A 24,834-nucleotide genomic window follows, 5' to 3' on the forward strand; every position below is an offset into this window, starting at 1 on the left:
CTTACGCCTTCTTATCTTTTTTTGCAGGCTTTAAATTAATTATTAATAATAATACTAACACTGTAACAAACATTATTGTCGAGAGTGCATACATCTCCGGTTTGATACCTTTTCTTACTTCTGTATATATCTTAGTTGAAAGTGTATCTATTCCAGGACTCTTAGTAAAATGTGTAATTACAAAATCATCTAATGACATTGTAAAAGCGAGTAAAAATCCTGATAAAATTCCGGGCATAATATCCGGAAGTATTATCTTTCTGAATGCAAATGAAGGTGATGCACCAAGATCTAGTGCCGCTTCGTACGTATTCATATTAATCTGTCTTAGTTTTGGCATTATACTAAGTATTACATAAGGCAGATTGAATGTTATATGAGCTATAAGAACTGTCTTAAAGCTTAGTTTCATGCCAATTCCAATGAATAAAAGCATAAATGAGATACCTGTTACAATATCAGAATTAAGCATTGGTATATTAGTTATACTCATTACTGTATTGCGTGACCATTTTTTCATCATTCTAAGTCCAAGGCATGCCATCGTTCCAAGTATAGTTGCTATAAGTGCTGACAGCAAAGCGAGTATTAATGTCGTATATAATGCGTTAAGTATAGCTTCATCTTCAAATAGTGAGATATACCATTTTAGACTGAAGCCACCCCATTTTGCTCTTGTCCTTGATTTATTAAATGACAATACAATGAGTGTAATTATCGGTGCATATAATAATAAAAAAATCAGCACCATATAAAATTTTTCAAGAAAATTTATTATTTTTTTCAAAATGCTGTTCCCTCCCCTTTTTTATCATATTTGGCTAAAATAGCCATACTTAAGAGGATAAATATCATAAGAACAAGACTCATGCCTGAACCAACATGCCAATTACCTGCCTGTGTAAATTCCTGTTCAATAACATTACCTATTAATAGTATCTTACCACCACCAAGCAAATCTGATATAACGAATGTTGTAAGTGCCGGTATGAATACCATTGTAATTCCACTTATTATACCAGGAACGCTAAGTGGAAGTATTATCTTTGTAAATACTTGTACGTTGCTTGCTCCAAGGTCTTTTCCTGCATTGATAACATTAGGATCTATCTTTACAATGACATTATATATAGGAAGTACCATGAATGGCAAAAAGTTATATACCATGCCAAGTATAATCGCATAAGGTGTATTTATTATATTAAGTTTTGGCAGATTAAGCATTGATAATATACTATTTATTACACCATTTCTCTCAAGTAATGTCTGCCATGCAAGTGTTCTTAACAAAAAGTTCATCCACATAGGTAATATAAAGAGAAGTATTATAAAACTATGCTGATTAAGACTTATCTTCTTAAGTATCATTGCAAGCGGATATGCGAGTATAAGACAGATTAATGTACTTATAAGTGACAGACCAAGTGCAAGCCAGAGTGCCTTGTAGTTATAATCAACTAATATCTCTGTCAGATTATCAAGTGTGAATGATCCTGTGTTATCTGTAAGTCCATAATAGACTACCATTATAAGTGGAAGTACAATAAATCCTATCATCCATATAATGTATGGATATGCAAGTGATTTTTTATTCATCTATAGTCACCGCCTGTTCATCTTCAGATTCAGGTTTATTCATAATCTGTATATCAAATGGATCTACGCTAATACTTACATTCTTACCAACCGGGAACATATCTGTTGAATGAACAAGCCATTCATATCCATTAGCCATAACTTCCATCTCATAATGAACGCCTTTGAATATAAGATTAGTAACAACTCCATCTATTCTTCCCTGTCCCGGTTCAAGAAGATCTATATCTTCCGGTCTTATTACAACATCGACCGGCTTATTATTACCAAATCCTTCATCAACGCAAGGGAACTTAACACCAAGAATATTAACAAGTCTATCTTCTATCATCGTAGCAGGAATTATATTACTCTCTCCGATAAAATCAGCAACAAATGCATTCTCAGGTTCATTATATATCTTCTCAGGTGAACCTATCTGCTGAATATATCCCTGATTCATTACAACAATTGTATCTGACATTGTAAGTGCTTCTTCCTGATCATGTGTTACATATACAAATGTAATTCCCAGTTCATTCTTAAGTCTTATAAGTTCATATTGCATATCCTGTCTAAGTTTTAGATCAAGTGCGCCAAGAGGCTCATCAAGTAATAGTACTTTAGGTTCATTAACAATTGCTCTCGCTATTGCTATTCGCTGCTGCTGTCCACCACTTAATGAATCCGGATATCTATTCTCAAAGCCATCAAGATTAACAAGTTTTAACGCATACTTAATCTTATCATCTATATAAGCTTTTGATTTTTTCTTTATTTTTAAACCGAATGCTATATTCTCAGCTATAGTCATATGTGTAAAAAGAGCATATTTTTGAAATACAGTATTAAGCTGTCTTTTATTCGGTGGAAGCTTTGTAATATCTTTGCCATCAAATATAACCTGACCTTTATCAGGTATTTCAAATCCTCCCATAATTCGAAGTGTAGTTGTCTTGCCACATCCACTTGGTCCAAGAAGTGTAAGGAACTCATTTTCTCTTATATATAGATTAAGGTCATCAAGCACCACATTATTGCCATACGCCTTTGTAATATTTTTTAAATCAATTAATTTATTATTCATATACTATAAATCCTTCCTTTGTCTAAAAACTTGGTGGTGATGACACCCATATTATTGTTGCACCGGACTTTGACTCTATATAATGTTCTGTCTGTGGAGTAAAATAAAATGATTCTCCTTTTTTCGCTTTATACATTCTTCCTCCTGCATGAATTATTATACTTCCATTAAGCACATAGCCAAATTCTTCTCCTTCATGGGGATTATCCGGATATGTTGAACCGCCTGCCTCTAATGTCAAAAGCACAGGCTCCATAATATTCTTCTGTGCATTCGGAATAAGCCATTCCATACTATTCTTAAGTTCATGATCCTCTTTTTTAGCATAATCATCTTTGCTAAAGACAACCTGAGCTTCCTCTGTTTCATCAAAGAATTCTCTGAGATCTGTTCCAAGACACTTTAATATGTCAACAAGTGTTGCTATTGATGGTGAAGTTAAGTCTCTTTCAAGCTGTGAGATAAATCCTTTTGACAATTCACAACGATCTGCAAGTTCTTCCTGAGTAAGCCCCTTAAGCATTCTAAGCTCTTTTATCTTTCCTCCTATCTCCACATTTCCACCTCGTCTCTTTCTTGTATATGCAACCTAAACTGGCAAGTATACTTCTATAATATATCCTCTCACAACATATATTTTAATTCTATATATTATAAAAGCACTATAGCATACTATACTAAAAGTTTAGTAATTGTATTCTAACACTAAAATCAAATAAAAAGTTTAGTAATTGTGTTCTAACACCAAAACTTTATTAAAAGTTTAGTAGAACTAAACTTTCCACAGATTATTATATACATATTTATGCACATGTCAATAGTATTTTTTATTCTACTTTATGGTATTTTTTTACATATCTGAATGTATTTTTACTTGAATATAGAAGCATATTAAGTTAAAATGAATTTGACATAATTAGATGTCTGCAAAACTATTTATAATACAAAAGCTAATTGTCAATTCTGACATTTCATTTTATAAAAGTTTTGTAAGCATCTGATTAATATGATTATATCTTAATCATTAATATACAATGAAAGGATGGAGTATTTATGGAAAATAATAAATATGTTTCATACGTTGGAACTTATACTCTTGGAAAAAGTAAAGGAATCCATATCTATGATCTTGATTGTGAAGCTGGCAGAATGACTGAACGAAAGGAAATTGATATAAATAATCCTTCATATCTTGTTATATCTCACAATGGAAGATATCTTTATTCAATATGTGATGAAGGTGTAACTGCTTATGTAATTGAAAAAGATGGTGATCTGACTTTTATCAATACAGGAAGTATTAAAGGTATGCGAGGATGTCATCTCTCATTAAGCAAAGATGATCATTTCTTATTCGTATCAGGTTATCACGATGGTAAAGTTACTGTTCTTGAACTCAACGAAGATGGTAGTGTTGGTAAGATTCTTGATGAAGTCTATCACAAAGGTATGGGAAGTATCGCAGAACGTAACTTCCGTCCACATATTAACTGTGCTATTCTCACTCCTGATGAGAAATATCTATGTGTATGTGACCTTGGTATTGATCAGGTAAAAGTATATCACTTTGACCATAAGACTGGTAAACTTAATCTCTATGAGATTATCAGATGTGAGCTTGAATCAGCTCCACGTTATATGATGTTTAGTTCTAATGGCAAATATGCTTATATAGTATGCGAACTTAAGAACTACATCAATGTATATGAATACAAATGTACTAATGGATTTGGTTCTTTTGAATTGATTCAGACTATTCCTACTGTTATAAAGCCTGAGAATACAACTGCTGCTGCTGCAATTGACTTCTCACCTGATGAAGAATTCTTATACTGCTCTAATGCCGGCGAGAATAGTGTTGCTACATATAAGATTGATAAGAATACCGGACTTCTTACACTTATGACAGTTCTTCCAATAAGTGGTGATTATCCAAAAGATATTCATATCTTCCCTGATGGTAAACATCTTGTAAGCCTTAATCATGAATCTGATTCAATCACATTCTTTACATTAGACAGAGAACGTGGACTTCTTGTTATGAATGGTGCTCCGTTAAAGATTGAAACTCCTAACTGCATTGCATTCAAGAAGTTAGATTAGTATTTTATAAAAGAAAGAGGATTTATAATGGAAAAAATTGCAAGTTTTACAGTTAATCATCTTGATCTATATCCTGGTATATATGTTTCAAGAAAAGATAATGTAAATGGTAATGTCATTACAACTTTTGATCTCAGAATGACAAAACCTAATGATGAACCGGTAATGAATACTGCTGAGATTCATACAATTGAACATATTGGTGCTACATTTTTAAGAAATCATAAAGAATATGCATCAAAGACAATTTATTTTGGACCTATGGGATGCCGTACAGGATTCTATCTCATTCTTGCCGGTGATTATGAATCTAAAGATATTGTTACTCTTATTACCGAGATGTATGAATTCATTCGTGACTTTGAAGGTGATATTCCAGGTGCAAGCCCAAGAGATTGTGGTAATTATCTTGATCTTAATCTTGGTATGGCAAAATATCTTGCAAAAAGATATCTCGACAATACATTATATTCAATTGATGAGAAACGTCTTGTATATCCTAAATAGGATATATAACTGATAGATTTTAATTAATATCAGAATATTATTGATTATAACCTTAAACTATTACAATCAATAATTACAAACGGTCGCAAAAACAAACGTAAAAATATGATTGTTTGTTTTTGCGACCGTTTTTTAATTACTTTAATCATTTCAACCGTTTTAAATCATTTTTAACGGTTGCACTATAAATCTACAAATCTACAAATATTATAATGATGCTTGTTTAGCTTTCTTTGCCTGTATAATTCTTAATCTTAGTCTTAATATAAGACATACTAACAATGTGACACATAGAAGTGTGCATATTGCATTAATTACAACATTGAGACTTCTTATAGGAAAGAGTATTCCTTCAATAATGTATGAAAATGCAATTATATAAGAGAATATCTTCTCTTTCTTCTCATAAGTACATTTCTTTGAAAAAATATCTATAAGTTCCCATATTGCTGCCACAAACATTAATGTGATAACGATTCCTTCTCTTGTTACTATATGTTTTGCTAAAAATCTTATTACTTCCATATTACCTGCCTTAACTTTCTATATTATTTACTTAATCAATCACATTATAAACTACTTGCAAATCTAAAGTTTTTATTCAACCTATATAGTTATTATGTGTTGTTATCATCTGTAATTATCATTCCTGTTCATCTTTTGTATTCTCTGTTAATAGCAATTATCTGAATTCGTAATCAATCTTAACATTATTATTCTGTGACTCTATCTTCGCACATGCTCCGCTTATAATTGGCATCATAGGTGCTAAATGTCCTATATTAGCGTCCATAATAACTGGAACATTGTATTCACCTATAACTTCAAGCACTGCATCATACATATCAAGTCCCATCATCTCAGGCTCATATATCTGCATAAATGGTCGTCCTATTATGAATCCTTTTGTATACTTGAACCATCCTGAATGTTTAAGATGCCACATTGCTCTTCTTATGCTCATAACATTAAGATCACAACACTCAAGGAACCATATTATTCCATCTTCCTTATATGTATCTGCGAACTCTTTTACTCTGTCATAAGAAGTTCCTGTGAGATTAACAAGACAGTCTACACATCCACCAAGAAGTCTTCCTGACATCTCTACTCTGTCTGTCATACTCTTTCCAATATAATTCTTAATAACAGTTCGTTCTGTAACATTATATGGTTCAAATGGATGTTCTTCATCTTTTAGTGACTTTTTCTCCCACATATCATAGCTGTATACAGACTTTATCTCACCTCTGAGAATTCTATACGCATCATCTAGGGAGCTATGCCATGGTTCCATACCAAATGCAGGTGCACATGGTCCATATATAGCTGCTGTGTCACATAGTGTATTTAACAAAAATGTAAAGTTGGTATTATCAGAATATCCCATATACCACTTTGGTTTAGCTTCGCTTATTCTGTCGAAATCTACATAGTCAAGGATCTCACACATAAGCTCTCCTCCACCACATGATATTATTACATCACTGTTATCTGCTATATAGTATTCTGTAAGTTCCTTACCACATTTATCTGGTGTATTACTTATTCCAATTCCTAAAGCTTCATAACAATTTGGACCTGTAACCAGTGTATATCCCATCTCACCAAACTTTGATAATGCATTATTAAATGCACTCTTATAAGGTTCAGTTGCACATCCAAACGATGGTGCGACAAATCCAATTCTGCCATTATCTCTTAGATTATCCGGATATCTCATATATTTCCTCCTGCTAATTAATATAATACTTTTCAATATAATACTTTTTATACAATACTTTTTAGTATTATACTTTCTAATATAATACTTTTTGATATTATATTTTTTAATATGATACTTATTATGGTACTTATTTAAGATTAAACAAGTTACAATATTTATTGCTATCTATTCTTTCCCATTCTGTGATAACTGCCACAATACTTCTCCGACTTCTTCATCCTGTGTTATATCATATACTATTGAAAAACAGTCTTTAGCAGGTTCAATATCTCCATCACCTAATAGAAGCTGTCCTACTCTGAATACAATTCCTATTGTATCAGAATCAGGTCCTGGCGGAATGTCCTTTCCTATAATTATCTCCTGCATCTCTTTTACATTACGTTTTATAAGAGGACGTCCTGTTGCATTAATTATGAATCCAAGTTCATTATTCGCATTCTCTGTTTCATAATATATATTACTATATTGATACAGAACTGCTCCTGTGTCAGGTTCAAGTTTTTCAACATAATAATAGCCATAGTTTCTATATATCCTTGCCATTGTTGCTCTTGAAAAAGCATATCTGTATGCTATCTTCGTCATCGCAAGAAAATCTTCAAGTCTATTCATATTACGAAGTATCTCACATTTTTCGAACATTGTATCAATGTCAACCGGATTCCATTCAAGTGATGTGTTAACCGCATCTAATGCCTTTTCATACTCTCCTATATGTGCAAGCACATAGGCATATACACGATAGAATTCATGCATCTTAAGTTCTGTAAAAAGAATCTCTTTTTGTGGTCTCTCATAATATGAATATATATATAATTCAACCACATGATTAAAACTATAATATTTGGCATCTTCTTTTTCAGGATATTTATCCTTAATACTCTCTATATAATCTGCAAGAAGTGTAACTGCTTTTTCATAATCTTTTTCATCGATAAGCTTTAACACTTCTTCATATTGTCTTGTATCTTCCATGCTCTCTTCCTTTCTGTCTTCTCTACGTCATTGTAATCTGAACATATATACAGATTACAATAATATATAATTACTCAATCACATTATCGCTTTATTCATCAGTATTAAACATCATTTTAATTTGATAATATAAAATGTTTGTATATCATTCAAGAATACATAATATCAAAACGAACTATATATCTTTTATTCATATCTTAGTGCTGCATAATAACAGTTATCAGATATATAATAAATAGATGTCCCGGATAAAAAATATAGAAAAAATACTTTAATGACGGTCCTTTTTTGCCATTATATAAAGCTATAGGAAGTGCCGCTACTGCACCATACCTCTGTATCCCTGTATATAATCCTACATTGGTTGCAAATATTGCAATAGCTTCCCACAGTTTCTTACCTCTTACAAGATACAGCATCATTATAAGCAAGACTCCAAATATACTATAATCCGTATTGCCAAAATATGCAACAAATGATGCAACAATATATATAATTCCACTTAATCCTTTGTTAAGCCTGTCAACAGCCCATACAACTATAAGTCCAAGCGACAATGTGAAAAATACATTTTGATGTGCAAGTGTAAGTTTCCCATAAAATGCCAAATCAAATGGTATCTCTGATATTAATGCGAATATAACAAGTCGCATAAGATATCTTTTGACATCATGTGTATGGATATACCCTTGGACAATCAGAAAACAGAATATTGGGAAAGCAAGCCTTCCTATTATCCTAAGCAATATAATCTGTGGAAAAAATACTGCTCCTATATGATCAATTAACATCAATATACATGCAAATATCTTAAGTGCAAATGTTGAAAGACCATATTTTTCAATTATCATATCATAATCCAACCTATTCACCCCACTTTATTTTTATATTTACTGCTTTTGTCTATTTATGCTCTTGTCAACTACCTACCACCTAAAGGTAGTGTGTTTCCACCTATGACAAAAGAAAGAATTTTATATATGAAGTAATTAGAATATATGCTTTTATCACTAATTATGATGTACAAGCACCAGAACTGAACGTGGTTCTACTTCAACACATCTATTACTAATAATCACTTCATTCTCTCCTGTATATATGACTACTTCATATTCACATTCTTCACTTTGGTCAGGAATCGCAAAAGAATGAGCTTCCCAATGCATATTAAATGCTATATAGATATCATCATCACACTTATTACCATCTTCGCCAAAAGCATATAATCCACTTAACAATATTCCTATATGTCTCTGGTAGATTTCCATTCCGGGATACCATGCTTTTTCACTATGTAATGATATATCAGGCATACCTCTTCCTTTATAATCAGCAAGTTTTAATTGCTCTTTCTGATGTAAAACAGGATGTTTTTTTCTGAATCCTATAAGTTTTTTTACGAATTCAAAAATCTCTGAATTCTTCTTAATCATACGCCAATCAAGCCAGCTAATAGCATTATCCTGACAATATGGATTGTTATTGCCACTTTGACTATTGCCAAATTCATCACCCGATAATAACATTGGTATAGACTGTGACAAAAAAAGCATACATAGTGCATTTTTTATCTGTCTATTTCTAAGTGCCAGTATTTTTCTATTCCTTGTTGCACCTTCTATTCCACAGTTCCAACTGTTATTATAATCTCTTCCATCTCTGTTATTCTCACCATTAGCTTCATTATGTTTACGTTCATAACTTACCATATCCATAAGTGTAAAGGTGTTAGTATGTGATATATAATTAACTTTTGCAACATTATATGGATTATCCTTAAAGCAGTTAATAAAAGCATTTACCTGATTTTCATCACCTTTTAAGAACATTCTTGCAGTATTCATAAAACTGTCATTATACTCAATAAGATTATTATTATCTCTAATATACTCATGCGAAAAATCTATATTCCACCAGCTATTGCCAAATATCTTCACATCGGCAAGTTCCGGCACTTCTGCTATAATCTTCTCAACATCATTATATGAGATAATATGAATACCATCTATATGATATTCCTCTGACCAATATTTTATTGAATCAATAACCATTGATGGATTCGTTCCCTGTGCATAAAATTGTTCTATAATAACTTCTATTCCGTTCTTATGAAGCTCTTTTACCATATTCTTAAATTCTATTACCTGTCCACCCGGTTTTTTATCTGAAGAATATGACATCTTTGGTGAAAAATAATATCCACCGGCATATCCCCAATAATTAGGATTATGATCTATAAACTCATGCACAGGCATAAGTTCTAATGATGTTATTCCAAGTTCTTTAAGATATGGTATCTTCTCTATAATCGCTTTATAAGTTCCTTTATTTCTAACTTTTGATGCATACCCACATGTAAATCCCTTTACATGAATCCTATATATAATCATATCGCTATAATCTATCTTAGGTCTTTTATCATCTTCCCAATTATATGCGGCATTATCTATAATAACGCTTCTATATATATCATCACTTGTCACTGTAAGTGCCTTGCTATAAGGATCTGCTATAACTGCTCCATCTATTCTATAATTATATGTATAGTTTTTAAGATTACAATTAGATAGTCTGACTGCCCAGACATTACCTAATCTATATTTTTGTTCAAAAGGAATAATAATATCGGCATTACTTTCTATATTATCTTTCTCATAGAGCAGTAATTCAATTGTTGAATTATGTGGTGCAGTTATGCAAAAATTATAGCCCTTTAGTATATAGCTACATCCTTTCACTTCATATATACCACCAGAAATATTCATCACTTATCCCTCTTCTGCTCTTCTATTTTTTCATTAAGTTCATTAAGATACATCCATCTATCCATTTTTTCAGATAGAAGATTTTCTGTTTTTTCTTTTTCTTCTGTTAAATCTTTTAACTTAACAAAATCTGTTGCGAACTTAATCATCTCATCATCTATCTCACTAAGTCTAGTTTCAAGTGCTGCAATATCATCATCGATTGTCTCAAATTCTTTTTGCTCTTTATATGTGAATTTAAGTTTTTGTACTCTCTCTTTATAATTCTTTTCTTCATCTGCTTTTTTAGTAACAGTTACAACTGGCGTTTCTTCTTTCATAACTTTTTCATGATATTCTGTATAACCGCCTTCATACTGTTTTATAATACCATTACCTTTGAATGCAAATATTCTGTCAACTGTTCTGTCAAGAAAATATCTGTCATGTGAAACTGTAATTACAATTCCATCAAATGTATCAAGATAATCTTCAAGCACATTCATTGTTGATATATCAAGATCATTCGTAGGCTCATCAAGAATAAGTACATTAGGTGCTTCCATAAGGATTCTAAGAAGATAAAGTCTTCTCTTCTCGCCACCGGATAATCTCTTAATAACCTGATATTTTAGCGATCCTGTAAAAAGGAACTTATCAAGCATCTGTGATGCTGTCACGACTCCATCATCTGTTCTTATATAGTCTGCAACATTGGTAATATAATCAATTACTTTTAGTTCCTCATCCATATACTCATTTTCCTGTGAGAAGTATCCTACTTTAATAGTATCACCAATCTCAACACTGCCAGAATCAGGTGTTATAACACCTGTGATTATCTTCATAAGTGTTGACTTACCACATCCATTATTTCCAACGAATCCTACATGACTATTTTTAAGAAATATATATGAAAAATCATCAATTACTTTTTTATCTCCAAATGACTTTGATATATGCTCAAGTTCAATTGTCTTCTTGCCCATTCTTTGTGAAAGAGAATTCATCGATACACTCGCATCTCTTTGTGGACCTTTTGCTTTACTCATCTCTTCAAAGCGATCTATTCTGGCTTTCTGCTTGGTACTTCTTGCCTTTGCACCTCTTCTTATCCACTCTATCTCTTTTCTTAATATACTCTGTCTCTTTCTATCCTGTGCAGTCTCTATATTAAATCGTTCTTCCTTAAGTTCAAGAAATCGTTCATAGTTAGCATTGTAACTATATAGTGAACCATTATCAATCTCAACAATTCTATTAGTTACTCTGTCAAGAAAATATCTGTCATGAGTTACCATTATTATTGAGCCCTTATATCTTCTAAGATATTCTTCAAGCCACTCTGTCATCTCACTATCAAGATGGTTAGTCGGTTCATCAAGAATAAGTATCTGTGCCGGAGCAAGGAGTACTGCTGCAAGTGCAATTCGTTTTCTCTGTCCGCCAGATAATGTATTAACATTAAGACTTATATCATCAAAACCAAGCTTATTAAGTATACTCTTAGCATCACCTTCAATTGTCCACTCATTCTCTTTAGTTGTATTACGCTTTATAACTGCATCAAGAATTGTATCATCCTTATCAAATACCGGATTCTGTGGAAGATATTTTATAATAACATTATTGCCTTTTATAACTTCACCACTGTCAGGCTCTTCAAGTCCTGCCATAATCTTAAGCAATGTAGATTTACCTGTTCCATTAATTCCTATAACACCAACTTTTTCATTCTCATTTATAGAAAAATCTGCATTTTCAAATAAAATCTTGTCTGTAAAAGCTTTTGTCATTCCATTTATTGTTAACAAATTCATAATAAAACCTCACAATTTTTCTCGCCTTTTGTCTATTACAAGTGTAACATACCTTTTTTTGTATGGCAAACCTTTTATCCTGCCGTTTTTTCAAACCTATTTTATCTCCCTTTTGACTTATTGACATAACTGTAATTTTTTCTTAAAATATCTATAAATTTTAATTAATTTTTTACGATATTTATGTATACTTTGTGAATTATATAACTGTTATTCTGGTAATACATAGATATAAAAGGAGTGGGGAATATAATGATAGAAAGAAGAAAATCAAAAAGAATGGATATATCTGTATCTATCAAGCTTAAAACAATTCAAGAAAAAGCTGTTTCTACAGATATTAGTGACAAAGAATTCGTGGTTCATGTTATCAATATCTCAAAAGATGGTATAGCATTCAAATCTACTGAGAAGATGGAACTTAACACATTCTATGATACTACTATTGAATTGTGGAACAAAGAGACTTTCGATGCTGTCATTGAGATAATTCGTATGGAAAATCTTGGTGTGCCTGAGACTACTTATGGCTGTCGCTTTATTGGTATCAATGCTATTAAACAATATCTTATAGATGTTCACCAGATAATTGAAGAGAACTCTGATAGTGATAAGTAGCTTGTTCTAATCAAGAATTAACTACGTTTTAACTTTATTTTGTGTTGTTTCGCTATCTAAGCAAATGATAACTTTATTACGTTGTCATATCTTAATATTTGAATAAAAACAATAGAATATACAATAAAAAGGAATGTAAACTTTGATATGTATCCAAAATTGCCTGTGCATATCACTTTTACATTCCTTTTATATTATCTTATCAATTCTCTTTTATGTTGCTTTATCAATTTCTTTTATACTGCCTTATCAATTCTCTTTATATTGCCTTATTAGCTCTCTTTTATATTGCCAGCCAGATTTACTTTATAAACATAGCATCCCCAAATGAGAAAAATCTATAACGTTCATCAACTGCTACCTTATATGCATTAAGAATATTATCTCTTCCTGCAAGTGCTGATACTAACATTACAAGTGTTGACTCTGGAAGATGGAAATTAGTTATAAGACAGTCAATTGCCTTAAACTTATATCCAGGATATATGAATATGCTTGTATCTCCACTTGTTGCAGGAATCGTTCCATCCTCAAGTGCTGCCGATTCAAGTGTTCTTGTACTTGTTGTTCCTACAGCAATAATTCTTCCACCATTCTTTCTTGCATCATTAATCTTCTTAGCTTCTGATTCTTCAATCTGAAAATGTTCTGAATGCATATGATGTTCAAGAATATTCTCAACTTTAACAGGTCTGAATGTTCCAAGACCTACATGTAATGTAACACTCGCTATTGTTACACCTTTTTCTTTAATCTTCTCAAGTAGTTCCTTAGTAAAATGAAGTCCTGCTGTTGGTGCTGCTGCCGAACCTTCATATTTAGCATAAACTGTCTGATATCTGTTCTTATCCTGAAGTTTATGTGTAATATATGGTGGAAGTGGCATCTGTCCAAGTTCATCAAGTATCTCTTCGAATATTCCCTTATATCTAAACTGAATAAGTCTGTTACCATCATCAACAACTTCAAGTACTTCGGCCTGTAGCTTGTCACCACCGAAGTTAATTATAGTTCCCGGTTTTGCTTTTTTACCAGGTTTTACAAGTACTTCCCATATATCATTCTCACGTCTCTTAAGAAGAAGTACTTCTATATGTGCTCCTGTACCTTCCCTCTCTCCTATCAGTCTTGCCGGAATAACTTTTGTATTATTAACAACAAGACAATCTCCAGGATTAAGATAGTCAATTATATCCCTAAAAATCTTATGTTCTATCTCACCTGTTTCTTTATCAAGTACAAGTAATCTTGAACTTGAACGATCCTCTAATGGATCCTGTGCAATAAGTTCTTCCGGAAGATAAAAATCAAAATCATGTAAATTCATAATATTCTCTCTTTTCTATATATAATGATGTCGGGGCAAAAATTCCCAACTTTGATATCTGCATAATTATAGCATAAGGAATAAGCAGTGTAAAGAATCGGATTAATGACTTTTTCTTCTAAGAATCAGTCTATAGATTTTAATGATTCCACCATATCTATTCTGTTAATCTTCGCATACATAAACAGATTGACAAAGATTGCAAAAATAAATGTTATAACAACACTAAGCACATAGCTTAATCCACTTATCCGACAATCAAATGCTATCATATCAACATCTATACAGGATATTACAAATTGTAACAATGCACGCCCAAGTACCAGACCGAATAATGCACCAAAAGCTGTAAGTACAAAATTTTCTCTAAATACATAAGCCGCTGTTTCTTTTGGATAGAATCCAAGAACTTTTATCGTTGCTATCTCTCTTATACGTTCAGTGATATTAATATTAGTAAGATTATATAATACAACGAATGCAAGTGCTGCCGCCATAAATATTATCATCATAATAACATAATCAAGACTTGACATCATATCATTAAACATCCCTTTAGTATCTTCATTAATCTCAACAGAACTTATATTATAAATAGCAAGTAATCTTGCTATAATATCTGTACTCTCTGTATCTTTGTCAAATTGTGCATATATCGTATTATATGACAATTCTTCAGTACTATCATCTACAAATGTATCTTTGTTCACAAATATATATGTATATATATAATTCTTACATATACCTGATATCTTAACATCAATATTAATGCCGTCAGAATTCGTAATTGTAATACTATCACCTTTTTTAAGTTTCATCTTATCTGCTATTTTTTTAGTAACGACTGCCTCACCTTTTGCAGGATATGCGATAGTCTTACCACTTTTTACATCTATAAATCTATATTCCTTTTCAAATGCTGCCTCATCTTGTGCAACTACAACATTCGTCTTTTTTCTTTCATCATCTGATATTATATCAACATCCTCAATATGCAGATATGCATATTCGCTAAGGTAATTTTTAAGTTCATCCTCAAATCCATCAGGTTGTTTAGACAGCTTACCTTCTCGTACAGATATTGCCGCATCATATACTGCAATATCATCAAACTGTACATTTACAACATCTCCAAATGAATCAAGAAGTCCTAGTGCTGCTACTACAAGTGCTGTACATCCACTTATACCTAGTACCATCATGATGAATCTCTTCTTATATCTAAAAACATTACGAATTGAAACTTTATGTAAAAAGCTTAATCTTTTCCATATAAAAGTAATTTTCTCAAGCATTATGCTTTTTCCGCCTTTTGGTGCTTTTGGTCGTATAAGTTCTGCCGGCTCGCTTCTAAGCTGGGATATACATGACAGATATGTCGCTCCAATAGAACATATTGCCGCTGATACAAAAGATATAATTGCAAGTTTTATATCCCAGACGTATGTCAATTTTGCAAAATCATATATCATGCCATACGCAGTCCATATAACTTTTGGAAATGCAATACTTCCAATAACATATCCTGCCAAAGCTCCACCAAGTGCTGCTGAACCTGCATAGAACAGATATTTTCCAAGTATCGCTTTTCCACTATATCCAAGTGCTTTTAACACACCAATCTGAGTTCTCTGTTCTTCAATCATTCTAGTCATTGTAGTCATGCATACAAGTGCTGCTACTGCAAAGAAAAATACCGGGAATACTGCTGCTACCTGATTAACTATATTACTATCATTATTAAAACTCACATATCCGGTATTAGTATCCCTGCCAAGAACATATACTTCCGGTTCTTCAATATTCTTTATAATCTCATCTACAATGCCTTTCGTAACAGCATCATACTCAGTAATATCAGGATCTATTCCCATACTTTCTATCGCCTGATCACACAGGTTGTCATATCTATCTTTTGCTATGCTCTTTGCTTCATTTTTTATATCTTCTTTATGTGCTTCTATATAGTCATCATATTCATCTGAATATATTTCACCTTTTGAATTCATACTAAGATATATTACAGAATCATAATCTGCATTATATGCTTCTCTCATAAAATAAGCAAATGCAGCTACTTTACCATTACCTTTTGTAGAAGTGCCTCTATCAGCATTAATATACAATGGTGATTTAACTGTACCAACTATTGTATATTCGCCATATTTGAACATCTCTTTTGTATCATCATCATTAGAATCAGCAATTATAAACTTAGTACCAATATCATCTACATCATAATATTCTGAATCTACAACACATTCTCTATCATTTTGTGGCAGTCTGCCTGACACAATAACCGGTGTATTAATCTCGTCTGTATAAGAATATGTCGATATAACCACTTCTGTACCATCTGACAATGTCTGTATAACATCTGTATTTATCCCACTTTTAGCTAAGACAACTTCATCAGACTTCTCAAATCTTAGATAATCGTCTCTCTCAAACCCAAGCGTTGATATAATTCTGTAATCATATAATCCTGTTTTGTTAAAATACTTATCTGCAGTAAGAACCATATCTGCTCTACAGACTTTAAGTCCTGCAAACATTATTACTCCAAGCGCAACGATTGAGAATATTGCAAAATATCTTCCAAGGCTTGATTTTATCTCCCTTAATGTACTTCGCTTTAACATAGATCTCATTAGTATATCCTACTCCATTCCATCACTACCACAATTACATATTAATATATCTTAAACATCTTAAGTATCTTAATAGTTCTTCGTGAACTACCCACCACCTAAAGGTAGTGGGTTTTACACTCTAAATTATAAATTCTATAATTATTATATATTCTTTCTTCTACTTAACAGTTATTCCTGTATAATAATGTTCAAGTATCCCTTTATAGTCATATCCTGCATCTGCCATACCTTTTGCACCACTTTGGCTAAGACCAACTGAATGTCCACTTCCCTGTCCGGCAAAATAATATGTATTACTATCAGAAGGTACAATTGTTGGAAAATTAGTTATATTATCTTTACTAAGAACCATTACCTGTTCTATCTCACTATCTATCTTGACAGTTTCACCATCTGAATTAATAACATAAGAATCTTTTAATTGAACTTCACTATTTCCGTTGGCTGATATTGTATATACTTTATCAGGATCATCTGTGCTCTTTACTATCTTGAATTTGGTTGCCGGTAATGATAATGCAGTTCTCACTTTATCGCCTGATATACTCTCTTTACCTGCACTTCCCGCAAACCTTACTGAATATGCATGTTCTGATTCAGTCCATATATCAACTTTTATATCTTTTATACTTCCAACTGATAATCCTGCTGCCTGAAGCTTACTTCCAATCTCACTTGATGTTAGTTTTACAATCCAAGGTTTTTTCTCAGGAAATAATTCATATATATCTGATACTGAACGCAGATATCCAACAGGTGTACTCCATACATCTTCTATATTCTCAGTACTTCCACCACTTGTTGAAAAATAGTATCCTTTTACAACTTCGCCATTATAATAGATCATCTGACCTTTTGTATCATTAACTGCCTGATTCGAAGATGACTTTTCTGCAAGATATCCTCTATATACCTGACTTGCCGTAGTATCTACAAGAGTATATCCTTTTTTTATAATTGTATCTGATGTATATCCGGCTGTCAGATATGCATAACTTCTGGCACAGACTGCCTGTGCTTTAAGTGCTTCTATATTCCACGAAGACACCATCTCGCAAGGAACTACTCCATAGAGATATTGCTCTATATCTGCAATATTAACTGCTGTAAGTGTACCATTTCCATATCTTCCAATCTCTATTCTTCCTCTATATTCTCTATCTCCAAGATCTATCGCATATATACCTTCAGAATCAGCATAAGCTGCTTTAAACTGAGGATAAGCCGCACTCTTTGATGCATCAATTATAATGCTTGTGTTATCATAACTCATCTTCATTCTAAGTCCATCTTCACTGACAGAAGACGAGAATGTATAACCTGCACTTTCAATAGCTGAATGAATATTCTCAAGTTCGCTTATATCACCCGTCTCTCCAACAAAAAGTTTATAATCTCCACTTTTTCTTACTGCTGCATACGCATTATAACCAAGCCCACAATAATAATTGGCTGCTTCTCTTGCTGAATCAAGACTTGAAAATCCTGTATCACTGACATAGTAAGATGCATTATCTACACTGAATCTAAATCCTGTACTACTATTTAATGTTATATCTGATGAATATGTATTACCTGACGAATAGCCCAATATAATGCTCGTATTTTCTATATTAATTGCTGATACTCCCGAATAACAGCTCACTAAACCGACTCTTATATCACCTGATGCAATAGCTGCATTAGCTGTAATATTTGTACTATTTGTTTTTGAAAAAATAAGAATACTGCACAAAAATACCGATACTACTTTTTTTAATCTCATAGTCTATTCCACCCCGCCCTTTCATTTTGTGCAAAAAGCCACACTTAAACCTATCGGCATTAAATATGGCTTATATAATACTTATTCTATATTTTCATCTCTTAAACTGATCTGCACAGCTATTAAGAACCTGTTCACTATACATGAATAATACATCTGCATTTTCAAAATCTACATACGAAGAGAGAACAGTAGGCGATATATATCTTATATCAATGAGAACCGTTTGCTTATATTTTTCTGCAAGAAGCGGTGCTAATGATGATCCAAAAGAATCTCTGAATATAATTAGTCTCCTATCTGTATCAGCTTTTGCATTATCTATTGTTACAAGCGAAAGAGAACCACCAAGATACATCTCATAAGGATCTCTTCCGGAGGTTTTACCCATATCATATACAGGCATCGACACAGCTTCTCCTGTATCAGCATACGTTACTCTATAATCATCAATAATATCACTTGTAAGATATCTTATAATGTCAGGCTTCATTGACAATGCTCTCTGACCATAATAGACTCCATAGAATTCTCCATTGCCTGTATTTACCTTATAATCTTCTATATTATCATTAGATATATCATTATCATATTCTGTCATTGCATCAAGTATCTGCTTTGCTATATCTACAAGTGTCTCCTGTCTCCAATGAATATCTGTTTTATAATAATTATCTATATTAAGAAGATTACTAATATCAATATATCTGGCATAATCGTCCATTCCTGTTCTATATAGCTGTACAAATTCATCATAGTCAATATATGGATACTCTACTCCGTCTGTAAGATAATAATTCTTATCTGGAATTATACACATATATACTCTGTCTTTTCTTTCATCATCTGGCATATTATTAGCTTTATTACTATCATAGCTGCTATTACTATCTTTACTAACATCATAGCTACCATTACTATATTTACTAATATCATAGCTGTTATTACAATCTTCACCAATATCACCATCACTGTCAATATCACTATTTGCAGTATGTTTGATATTGTAATTCTTATCTTGCATATAATCTTCGCTATATATATAATTATCACAGATATATCTCATCTGCCTGATTCCCCAATTAACTGATTTATAATCAATAACATCTTCAATCTTAGCTGCATATCCATCTTTTACATATATATTATTAACATCTTTTTTTCGCATTATATTAACAAGGAGCCATGAATTAAGCTTTCGAAATGTTTCTCTCTGTGGAAATTGATCTGTCACATACTTATCAAAATTATTCATATAACTTCCATTTATAACAGATGTCACTGTAATCTTAGGCTTTTTAGCAAGATTTCTTCTCTCACTGACAGAATATTCTATATCGCTCTTTCCCCACAGCCACAGTGCCATCACCACAATATATATTGAAAAAAGACCTATAATCATCATATTCTTCATACGTCTATTCAACCACAGACACCACCTTTAAAATCTAAAATATAAAAATGGATTATACGAACCACTTACAAGAAATGCTGTCACTGCTACCATTATAAGCATAATTGCCACAACTTCGCATACATCCATAATCTTATCTATATATTTAATCTTTTTTGCTCTCATATATATACTTATAGGAATATGTGTAGAGCCAATAACCGCCATTAATATAATAATGCCATAGTTCTTAATGCAATACAAAGTCTTAATTCCGCTTAATGCAACACTATGTCCAAACATCATACATATAGTATCAATTCCAGATGCAATATTATCTGCACTGAATATTACAAAACTTATCATCACAATAATGCACAGATAGATATGCCCGACAATTTTTGTCTTCTCAAGATATGTCTTAAGTATATATTTCTCAATTATTAAAAAGACTGCGAAATACAATCCCCATATAACAAAATTCCATGCTGCACCATGCCATAGTCCTGTTGCCATCCATACAATCAGAATATTAAAGATGTATCTTATATTACCAACTCTGTTACCACCAAGTGGTATATAGAGATAATCTCTAAAAAAACTTCCAAGTGTAATATGCCACTTTCTCCAGAATTCTGTCGCACTCTTTGCTTCAAAAGGATGTCTAAAATTCTCCGGAAAATCAAATCCTAACATACTTCCAAGTCCTATAGCCATATCACTATAACCTGAAAAATCATAATATAACTGTAATGATACACTAATCGCATATATCCATGTATATATAACAGTCTTCTCATCTGTATTATTATATTGCACTACTATCTCGCCAAGTGTATTAGCTATTATTACTTTTTTGAAAAGTCCTATAACCAATCGTCTTATTCCATAAGCAATCTGCTCCATACTATATTCTCTATCTGTAAGTTTTGCCTTAATATCTGTATATCTTACAATAGGTCCTGCTATTAATTGTGGAAACATAGTTATATACATAGCAAGATTAATATAATTTTTCTGTGCTTTTACTTGTCTTCTATATACATCTATTGTATAACTCAATGTCTGAAATGTATAAAAACTTATTCCTACAGGAAGTGCAACTTTTAATAATTCTATATTAAGTCCGGTTATATTATTAAAGTTCTCAATAAAAAAATCTGCATATTTATAATATCCAAGTATACCAAGCCCAAATATCACTGATATTATCATATAGCCTTTTGCCATTTTTTTATTATTTTTAACCTCATAAGAATATTCAATAAGAAGTCCTAGTATATAATTAATACTAATCTGTATTATCATCAATATAATATAACGGGGTTCTCCCCATGCATAGAAAAACAAGCTCCCCATTAGGAGAGCTATGTTCTTCATGCGTCTTGGTACTATAATATATATTATCATAAATACCGGTAAAAAACAGAATAAAAAAGGTATGCCTGAAAATAACATATTTTATTCAAAAAGCTGATCTACTTCAACTTTAACTCCTTCTATTTTTTCTGACGCTATATCTTTAAATGTTGTAACTAAATCATCTGCTCCATATGCGTATGCAACATAATCACCTGTTGATATAATCACAAGTCGCTCTGGAAAACCACACATAAATCTTGCTCCAAGAATGTCTGTCTTTAATGTATCTACAAATGAATCCTTGTCTGCATCTTTAAGTTTTAATGCTGCACTTGTATATGTGTTAGCATTAAGCATATGTGTAAGCGATGCTGCATCACTTATCTTAGCCTGAAGTTCTTCCGGAACAAGAAGACTATATGTTAATGTATCTGTATCTGTAACATCTACACTTCCTGCTTTATTTTCTACTGCATTACCTGTTCCGCCGCCTATTACTTCGAACTTATCGCTTTCAGGAAAGTTGTCCCAGATAACATTAAGTATCTCAACTGCTGATGTATATGAAGATGTACTGCCATTATCAGATGATGAGCCATCTTTCTTACCACATCCTGCAATACTTAATATAGTAATCATTGATATTAATAGTAACGTGATTGTTTTGTTTTTCATTGTTAGTTCCTCCTAATCATCAAAAAAATTGGTGTTGGGTAGCTTTTAGTGTAAAACGCTGCATATCATACGCTGCTTTTAATTATTTTCTAAGTTCAATTCCAAGTGAAGCTAACTCTTTAAGTATCTTTTCCATAACTTCATTAATGTCTTTATCTTCAAGAGTTCTGTCTTTTGCTCTAAATGTTACTGAATAAGCAACTGACTTAAATCCGTCTTTAATCTGTGCTCCCTCATATATATCGAACAATTTGTAACTTTCAAGTATGTTTCCACCACGTTTTTCTATTGCTTCTTCTATTGTTCCAACAAGCATATCTTTTGGAACAAGCATACTTATATCTCTTGATACTGCAGGATATTTGGCAATTCCTTTGAACTTTCTGTCAAATGAAGCAAGTTCTACGATTGATGGTATATCAATTACTGCAATATATGCTCTTTCACCTATTGAGTAGTTATCAAGAACGTATGGATGAACTTCGCCAAGGAAACCTACTACTTTATTATCGTATACAATATTAGCTTGTCTGCCTGGATGAAGGAATGTCTTACCTGCATTAGGATCGCATGTAATCTTCTCTTTAAGTCCGACTTTTTCAAAGAATTCTTCTACAACACCTTTCATTGTAAAGAAATCTCCTTCTCCATACATACCAAGAGTAAATTGCATTCTCTCATCTGGCAATCTGTCAAGTGGTAATTCGTATGGAATATAACTATTACCAAGTTCATACAGACGAACATTCTTATTTCTTCTATTATAGTTAGTTGAAAGAGATGATAACATACCATTAAGTAGTGATGTTCTCATTATACTGAAGTCTTCGCCTAATGGATTTGATATTGTAATTACTTTTCTAAGGTCTGAATCCTGTGGAATAAGTAATTTATCAAATACTTTTGGACTTTCAAATGAATATGTCATTGCCTGACTGAATCCTGAGAATTCTGCTATATCTCTTGCAACAGCTTCAACTCTCATCTTGAATGAAAGCTTACCTTCTGTTGATTCTCCCTGTGGAAGTGTCATTGGAATCTTATCATATCCATAGAATCTTGCAACTTCTTCTGCTATATCTGCCATACAATGAAGATCCTGACGGAATGTTGGAGCTATAACTTCTCTTGTCTTCTCATCATAACCTAAGTCAATCTTCTTAAAGTAATTAATCATTGTCTCTTCATCAATATCTGTTCCGAGTAACTTATTAATTCTCTCTGGCTCAAATTTTACACGAACTTCTTCTCTTACTTCTGGATATACATCAACTACACCGCCAACAACTTCACCTGCTCCAAGTTCTTCGATTAGCTGACATGCTCTATTAATCGCTTCTATTGCATTGTTAGGATCAAGTCCTTTTTCAAACTTACCTGATGCATCTGTTCTTAAACCTAATTTTTTGCTTGACAGACGGATATTAGTACCATCAAAACATGCTGCTTCAAATAATACTGTCTTAACATCATCTGTTATCTTAGAATTCTCTCCGCCCATAATTCCGGCAATTCCTACTGGTTTATTAGCATCACATATCATAAGAATTGATGAATCAAGTTTTCTAACCTGACCGTCAAGTGTCTCAAACTCTTCTCCATCTTTTGCTCTTCTTACAATGATCTCATTGCCTTCTATTGTATCCATATCATAAGCATGCATTGGCTGACCATATTCTTCCATTACATAGTTAGTTATATCTACAAGATTATTGATTGGTCTGATTCCACTTGCTCTTAATCTGTTCTGCATCCATTCAGGTGATGGTGCAATCTTAATATTCTTAACCATTCTTGCTGTATATCTTGGGCAAAGATCTTTAGCTTCAACTGTAACTTTTACATAGTTATTAACGTCTTCATCATTGCCTGTCTCTTTTACTACAGGTGGCACGAATTCTTTGCCAAATGTAGCAGCAGCTTCTCTTGCAATACCAACTATACTATAACAGTCTACTCTGTTTGAAGTAATCTCATATTCGAATACTACATCTCTAAATCCAAGTAATTCAATAGCATCACTTCCTACTACTGCATCTTTTGGTAAAATATAGATTCCTTCTTCTGGGGCAAGTGGATAGAATTCTCTTGATGAACCAAGTTCTTCGATAGAACACATCATGCCATTTGACTCAATTCCTCTTAATTTACCTTTTTTAATCTTAATTCCACCAGGTGTCTTTGAACCATCATGTCCACCTGCAACACGTCCTCCATCAAGAACAACTGGAACTTTATCACCAACAGATACATTAGATGCACCTGTAACTATCTGTGTAGTTGTATCTCCAATATTAACCTGACAGATAATAAGTTTATCTGCATCAGGGTGCTTCTCTATACTTTCAATCTGACCTACAACAATTTTGTCAAGATCTGCATCAAGTTTTTCAAATCCCTCTACTTTTGTTCCTGTAAGTGTCATTGCATCTGTGTATTCCTGAGCTGTACAGTCAAGTTCAGGTACATATGCTTTTATCCAAGATAATGCTGTATTCAT

General features: G+C 32.4%; 20 protein-coding genes. 3 read left to right on the plus strand and 17 right to left on the minus strand.

Going from position 1 to position 24,834, the window contains the following annotated elements:
* Position 1: 1 nt before the first annotated feature.
* The 4 genes from KQI85_RS17020 to KQI85_RS13185 are packed head-to-tail and all read right to left on the minus strand — an operon-like array spanning position 2 to position 3,218.
* Complete coding sequence (locus KQI85_RS17020) at positions 2–790, minus strand: ABC transporter permease (RefSeq protein ID WP_371820652.1); 789 nt, start codon at positions 788–790, stop codon at positions 2–4.
* Positions 784–1,596, minus strand: coding sequence for an ABC transporter permease (locus tag KQI85_RS13175; RefSeq protein ID WP_216576539.1), 813 nt, complete (start codon positions 1,594–1,596; stop codon positions 784–786). The genes KQI85_RS17020 and KQI85_RS13175 overlap by 7 nt, the downstream gene beginning before the upstream one ends.
* A complete protein-coding gene (locus KQI85_RS13180) occupies positions 1,589–2,662 on the minus strand; it encodes an ABC transporter ATP-binding protein (RefSeq protein WP_216576540.1) in 1,074 nt (357 codons plus the stop codon). The genes KQI85_RS13175 and KQI85_RS13180 overlap by 8 nt, the downstream gene beginning before the upstream one ends.
* Before the next feature lie 22 nt (positions 2,663–2,684).
* Positions 2,685–3,218, minus strand: coding sequence for a helix-turn-helix domain-containing protein (locus KQI85_RS13185; RefSeq protein ID WP_216576541.1), 534 nt, complete (start codon positions 3,216–3,218; stop codon positions 2,685–2,687).
* Between the two features lie 497 nt (positions 3,219–3,715).
* Between KQI85_RS13185 and KQI85_RS13190 the strand changes: the two genes are divergently transcribed.
* Both KQI85_RS13190 and KQI85_RS13195 read left to right on the plus strand, forming a co-directional pair.
* Complete coding sequence (locus KQI85_RS13190) at positions 3,716–4,765, plus strand: lactonase family protein (protein ID WP_216576542.1); 1,050 nt, start codon at positions 3,716–3,718, stop codon at positions 4,763–4,765.
* Between the two features lie 27 nt (positions 4,766–4,792).
* The gene (locus tag KQI85_RS13195; RefSeq protein ID WP_216576543.1) at positions 4,793–5,272 is read left to right on the plus strand and encodes an S-ribosylhomocysteine lyase; all 480 of its coding nucleotides are present in this window, start codon (positions 4,793–4,795) and stop codon (positions 5,270–5,272) included.
* Positions 5,273–5,479: 207 nt separating this feature from the next.
* Here the strand turns inward: KQI85_RS13195 and KQI85_RS13200 are convergent, their stop codons facing one another.
* The 6 genes from KQI85_RS13200 to KQI85_RS13225 form a co-directional block, all read right to left on the minus strand.
* Positions 5,480–5,797, minus strand: coding sequence for a hypothetical protein (locus tag KQI85_RS13200; protein ID WP_216576544.1), 318 nt, complete (start codon positions 5,795–5,797; stop codon positions 5,480–5,482).
* A 157-nt stretch (positions 5,798–5,954) separates the two neighbouring features.
* Positions 5,955–6,995, minus strand: a complete 1,041-nt coding sequence (locus KQI85_RS13205) for a S66 peptidase family protein (RefSeq protein WP_216576545.1) — start codon at positions 6,993–6,995, stop codon at positions 5,955–5,957.
* 168 nt (positions 6,996–7,163) lie between these two features.
* Positions 7,164–7,976: a hypothetical protein gene (locus KQI85_RS13210; protein ID WP_216576546.1), complete on the minus strand. Its 813-nt coding sequence runs from the start codon at positions 7,974–7,976 to the stop codon at positions 7,164–7,166.
* 197 nt (positions 7,977–8,173) lie between these two features.
* Entirely contained in the window at positions 8,174–8,827 is a 654-nt protein-coding gene (locus KQI85_RS13215; RefSeq protein WP_216576547.1) for a TraX family protein, read from the minus strand.
* 159 nt (positions 8,828–8,986) lie between these two features.
* Complete coding sequence (locus KQI85_RS13220) at positions 8,987–10,741, minus strand: alpha-amylase family glycosyl hydrolase (RefSeq protein WP_216576548.1); 1,755 nt, start codon at positions 10,739–10,741, stop codon at positions 8,987–8,989.
* Positions 10,741–12,540, minus strand: a complete 1,800-nt coding sequence (locus KQI85_RS13225) for an ABC-F family ATP-binding cassette domain-containing protein (protein WP_216576549.1) — start codon at positions 12,538–12,540, stop codon at positions 10,741–10,743. The genes KQI85_RS13220 and KQI85_RS13225 overlap by 1 nt, the downstream gene beginning before the upstream one ends.
* Before the next feature lie 252 nt (positions 12,541–12,792).
* Here KQI85_RS13225 and KQI85_RS13230 point away from each other — a divergent pair, with 252 nt between their 5' ends.
* Positions 12,793–13,158, plus strand: a complete 366-nt coding sequence (locus tag KQI85_RS13230) for a PilZ domain-containing protein (protein ID WP_253293900.1) — start codon at positions 12,793–12,795, stop codon at positions 13,156–13,158.
* A 301-nt stretch (positions 13,159–13,459) separates the two neighbouring features.
* Here KQI85_RS13230 and queA read toward each other — a convergent pair whose 3' ends face one another.
* The 7 genes from queA to pheT all read right to left on the minus strand — a co-directional run bounded on the left by queA (position 13,460) and on the right by pheT (position 24,834).
* Positions 13,460–14,485 (minus strand): tRNA preQ1(34) S-adenosylmethionine ribosyltransferase-isomerase QueA, encoded by a 1,026-nt coding sequence (gene queA, locus KQI85_RS13235; protein ID WP_216576550.1) that lies wholly within the window; start codon positions 14,483–14,485, stop codon positions 13,460–13,462.
* A gap of 125 nt (positions 14,486–14,610) precedes the next feature.
* Positions 14,611–17,136 carry an ABC transporter permease gene (locus KQI85_RS13240; protein ID WP_216576551.1) on the minus strand — a complete coding sequence of 842 codons (2,526 nt, stop codon included), beginning with the start codon at positions 17,134–17,136 and terminating at the stop codon, positions 14,611–14,613.
* Positions 17,137–17,296: 160 nt separating this feature from the next.
* Positions 17,297–18,904, minus strand: a complete 1,608-nt coding sequence (locus KQI85_RS13245) for a SpoIID/LytB domain-containing protein (protein ID WP_216576552.1) — start codon at positions 18,902–18,904, stop codon at positions 17,297–17,299.
* Positions 18,905–18,998: 94 nt separating this feature from the next.
* Entirely contained in the window at positions 18,999–20,330 is a 1,332-nt protein-coding gene (locus tag KQI85_RS13250) for a DHHW family protein (RefSeq protein ID WP_216576553.1), read from the minus strand.
* 15 nt (positions 20,331–20,345) lie between these two features.
* Complete coding sequence (locus tag KQI85_RS13255; RefSeq protein WP_371820645.1) at positions 20,346–21,707, minus strand: MBOAT family protein; 1,362 nt, start codon at positions 21,705–21,707, stop codon at positions 20,346–20,348.
* A 51-nt stretch (positions 21,708–21,758) separates the two neighbouring features.
* Positions 21,759–22,334, minus strand: coding sequence for a hypothetical protein (locus KQI85_RS13260; RefSeq protein WP_216576555.1), 576 nt, complete (start codon positions 22,332–22,334; stop codon positions 21,759–21,761).
* An 82-nt stretch (positions 22,335–22,416) separates the two neighbouring features.
* On the minus strand, positions 22,417–24,834 hold the full coding sequence (gene pheT, locus KQI85_RS13265) for a phenylalanine--tRNA ligase subunit beta (protein WP_216576556.1): 2,418 nt from the start codon (positions 24,832–24,834) through the stop codon (positions 22,417–22,419).

Source organism: Falcatimonas sp. MSJ-15, from assembly GCF_018918265.1.
Taxonomy (GTDB): Bacteria; Bacillota; Clostridia; order Lachnospirales; family Lachnospiraceae; genus Falcatimonas.

Bases quoted from the DNA above. Each gene is read 5' to 3' on its own strand.
- KQI85_RS13215 (WP_216576547.1), bottom strand. From the start codon at position 8,827: ATGATAATTGAAAAATATGGTCTTTCAACATTTGCACTTAAGATATTT.
- KQI85_RS13220 (WP_216576548.1), bottom strand. From the start codon at position 10,741: ATGAATATTTCTGGTGGTATATATGAAGTGAAAGGATGTAGCTATATA.
- KQI85_RS13225 (WP_216576549.1), bottom strand. From the start codon at position 12,540: ATGAATTTGTTAACAATAAATGGAATGACAAAAGCTTTTACAGACAAG.
- KQI85_RS13190 (WP_216576542.1), top strand. From the start codon at position 3,716: ATGGAAAATAATAAATATGTTTCATACGTTGGAACTTATACTCTTGGA.
- KQI85_RS13175 (WP_216576539.1), bottom strand. From the start codon at position 1,596: ATGAATAAAAAATCACTTGCATATCCATACATTATATGGATGATAGGA.
- KQI85_RS13210 (WP_216576546.1), bottom strand. From the start codon at position 7,976: ATGGAAGATACAAGACAATATGAAGAAGTGTTAAAGCTTATCGATGAA.
- pheT (WP_216576556.1), bottom strand. From the start codon at position 24,834: ATGAATACAGCATTATCTTGGATAAAAGCATATGTACCTGAACTTGAC.
- KQI85_RS13195 (WP_216576543.1), top strand. From the start codon at position 4,793: ATGGAAAAAATTGCAAGTTTTACAGTTAATCATCTTGATCTATATCCT.
- KQI85_RS13180 (WP_216576540.1), bottom strand. From the start codon at position 2,662: ATGAATAATAAATTAATTGATTTAAAAAATATTACAAAGGCGTATGGC.
- KQI85_RS13200 (WP_216576544.1), bottom strand. From the start codon at position 5,797: ATGGAAGTAATAAGATTTTTAGCAAAACATATAGTAACAAGAGAAGGA.
- KQI85_RS13240 (WP_216576551.1), bottom strand. From the start codon at position 17,136: ATGAGATCTATGTTAAAGCGAAGTACATTAAGGGAGATAAAATCAAGC.
- KQI85_RS13230 (WP_253293900.1), top strand. From the start codon at position 12,793: ATGATAGAAAGAAGAAAATCAAAAAGAATGGATATATCTGTATCTATC.
- KQI85_RS13205 (WP_216576545.1), bottom strand. From the start codon at position 6,995: ATGAGATATCCGGATAATCTAAGAGATAATGGCAGAATTGGATTTGTC.
- KQI85_RS13260 (WP_216576555.1), bottom strand. From the start codon at position 22,334: ATGAAAAACAAAACAATCACGTTACTATTAATATCAATGATTACTATA.
- KQI85_RS13245 (WP_216576552.1), bottom strand. From the start codon at position 18,904: ATGAGATTAAAAAAAGTAGTATCGGTATTTTTGTGCAGTATTCTTATT.
- KQI85_RS13255 (WP_371820645.1), bottom strand. From the start codon at position 21,707: ATGATAATATATATTATAGTACCAAGACGCATGAAGAACATAGCTCTC.
- queA (WP_216576550.1), bottom strand. From the start codon at position 14,485: ATGAATTTACATGATTTTGATTTTTATCTTCCGGAAGAACTTATTGCA.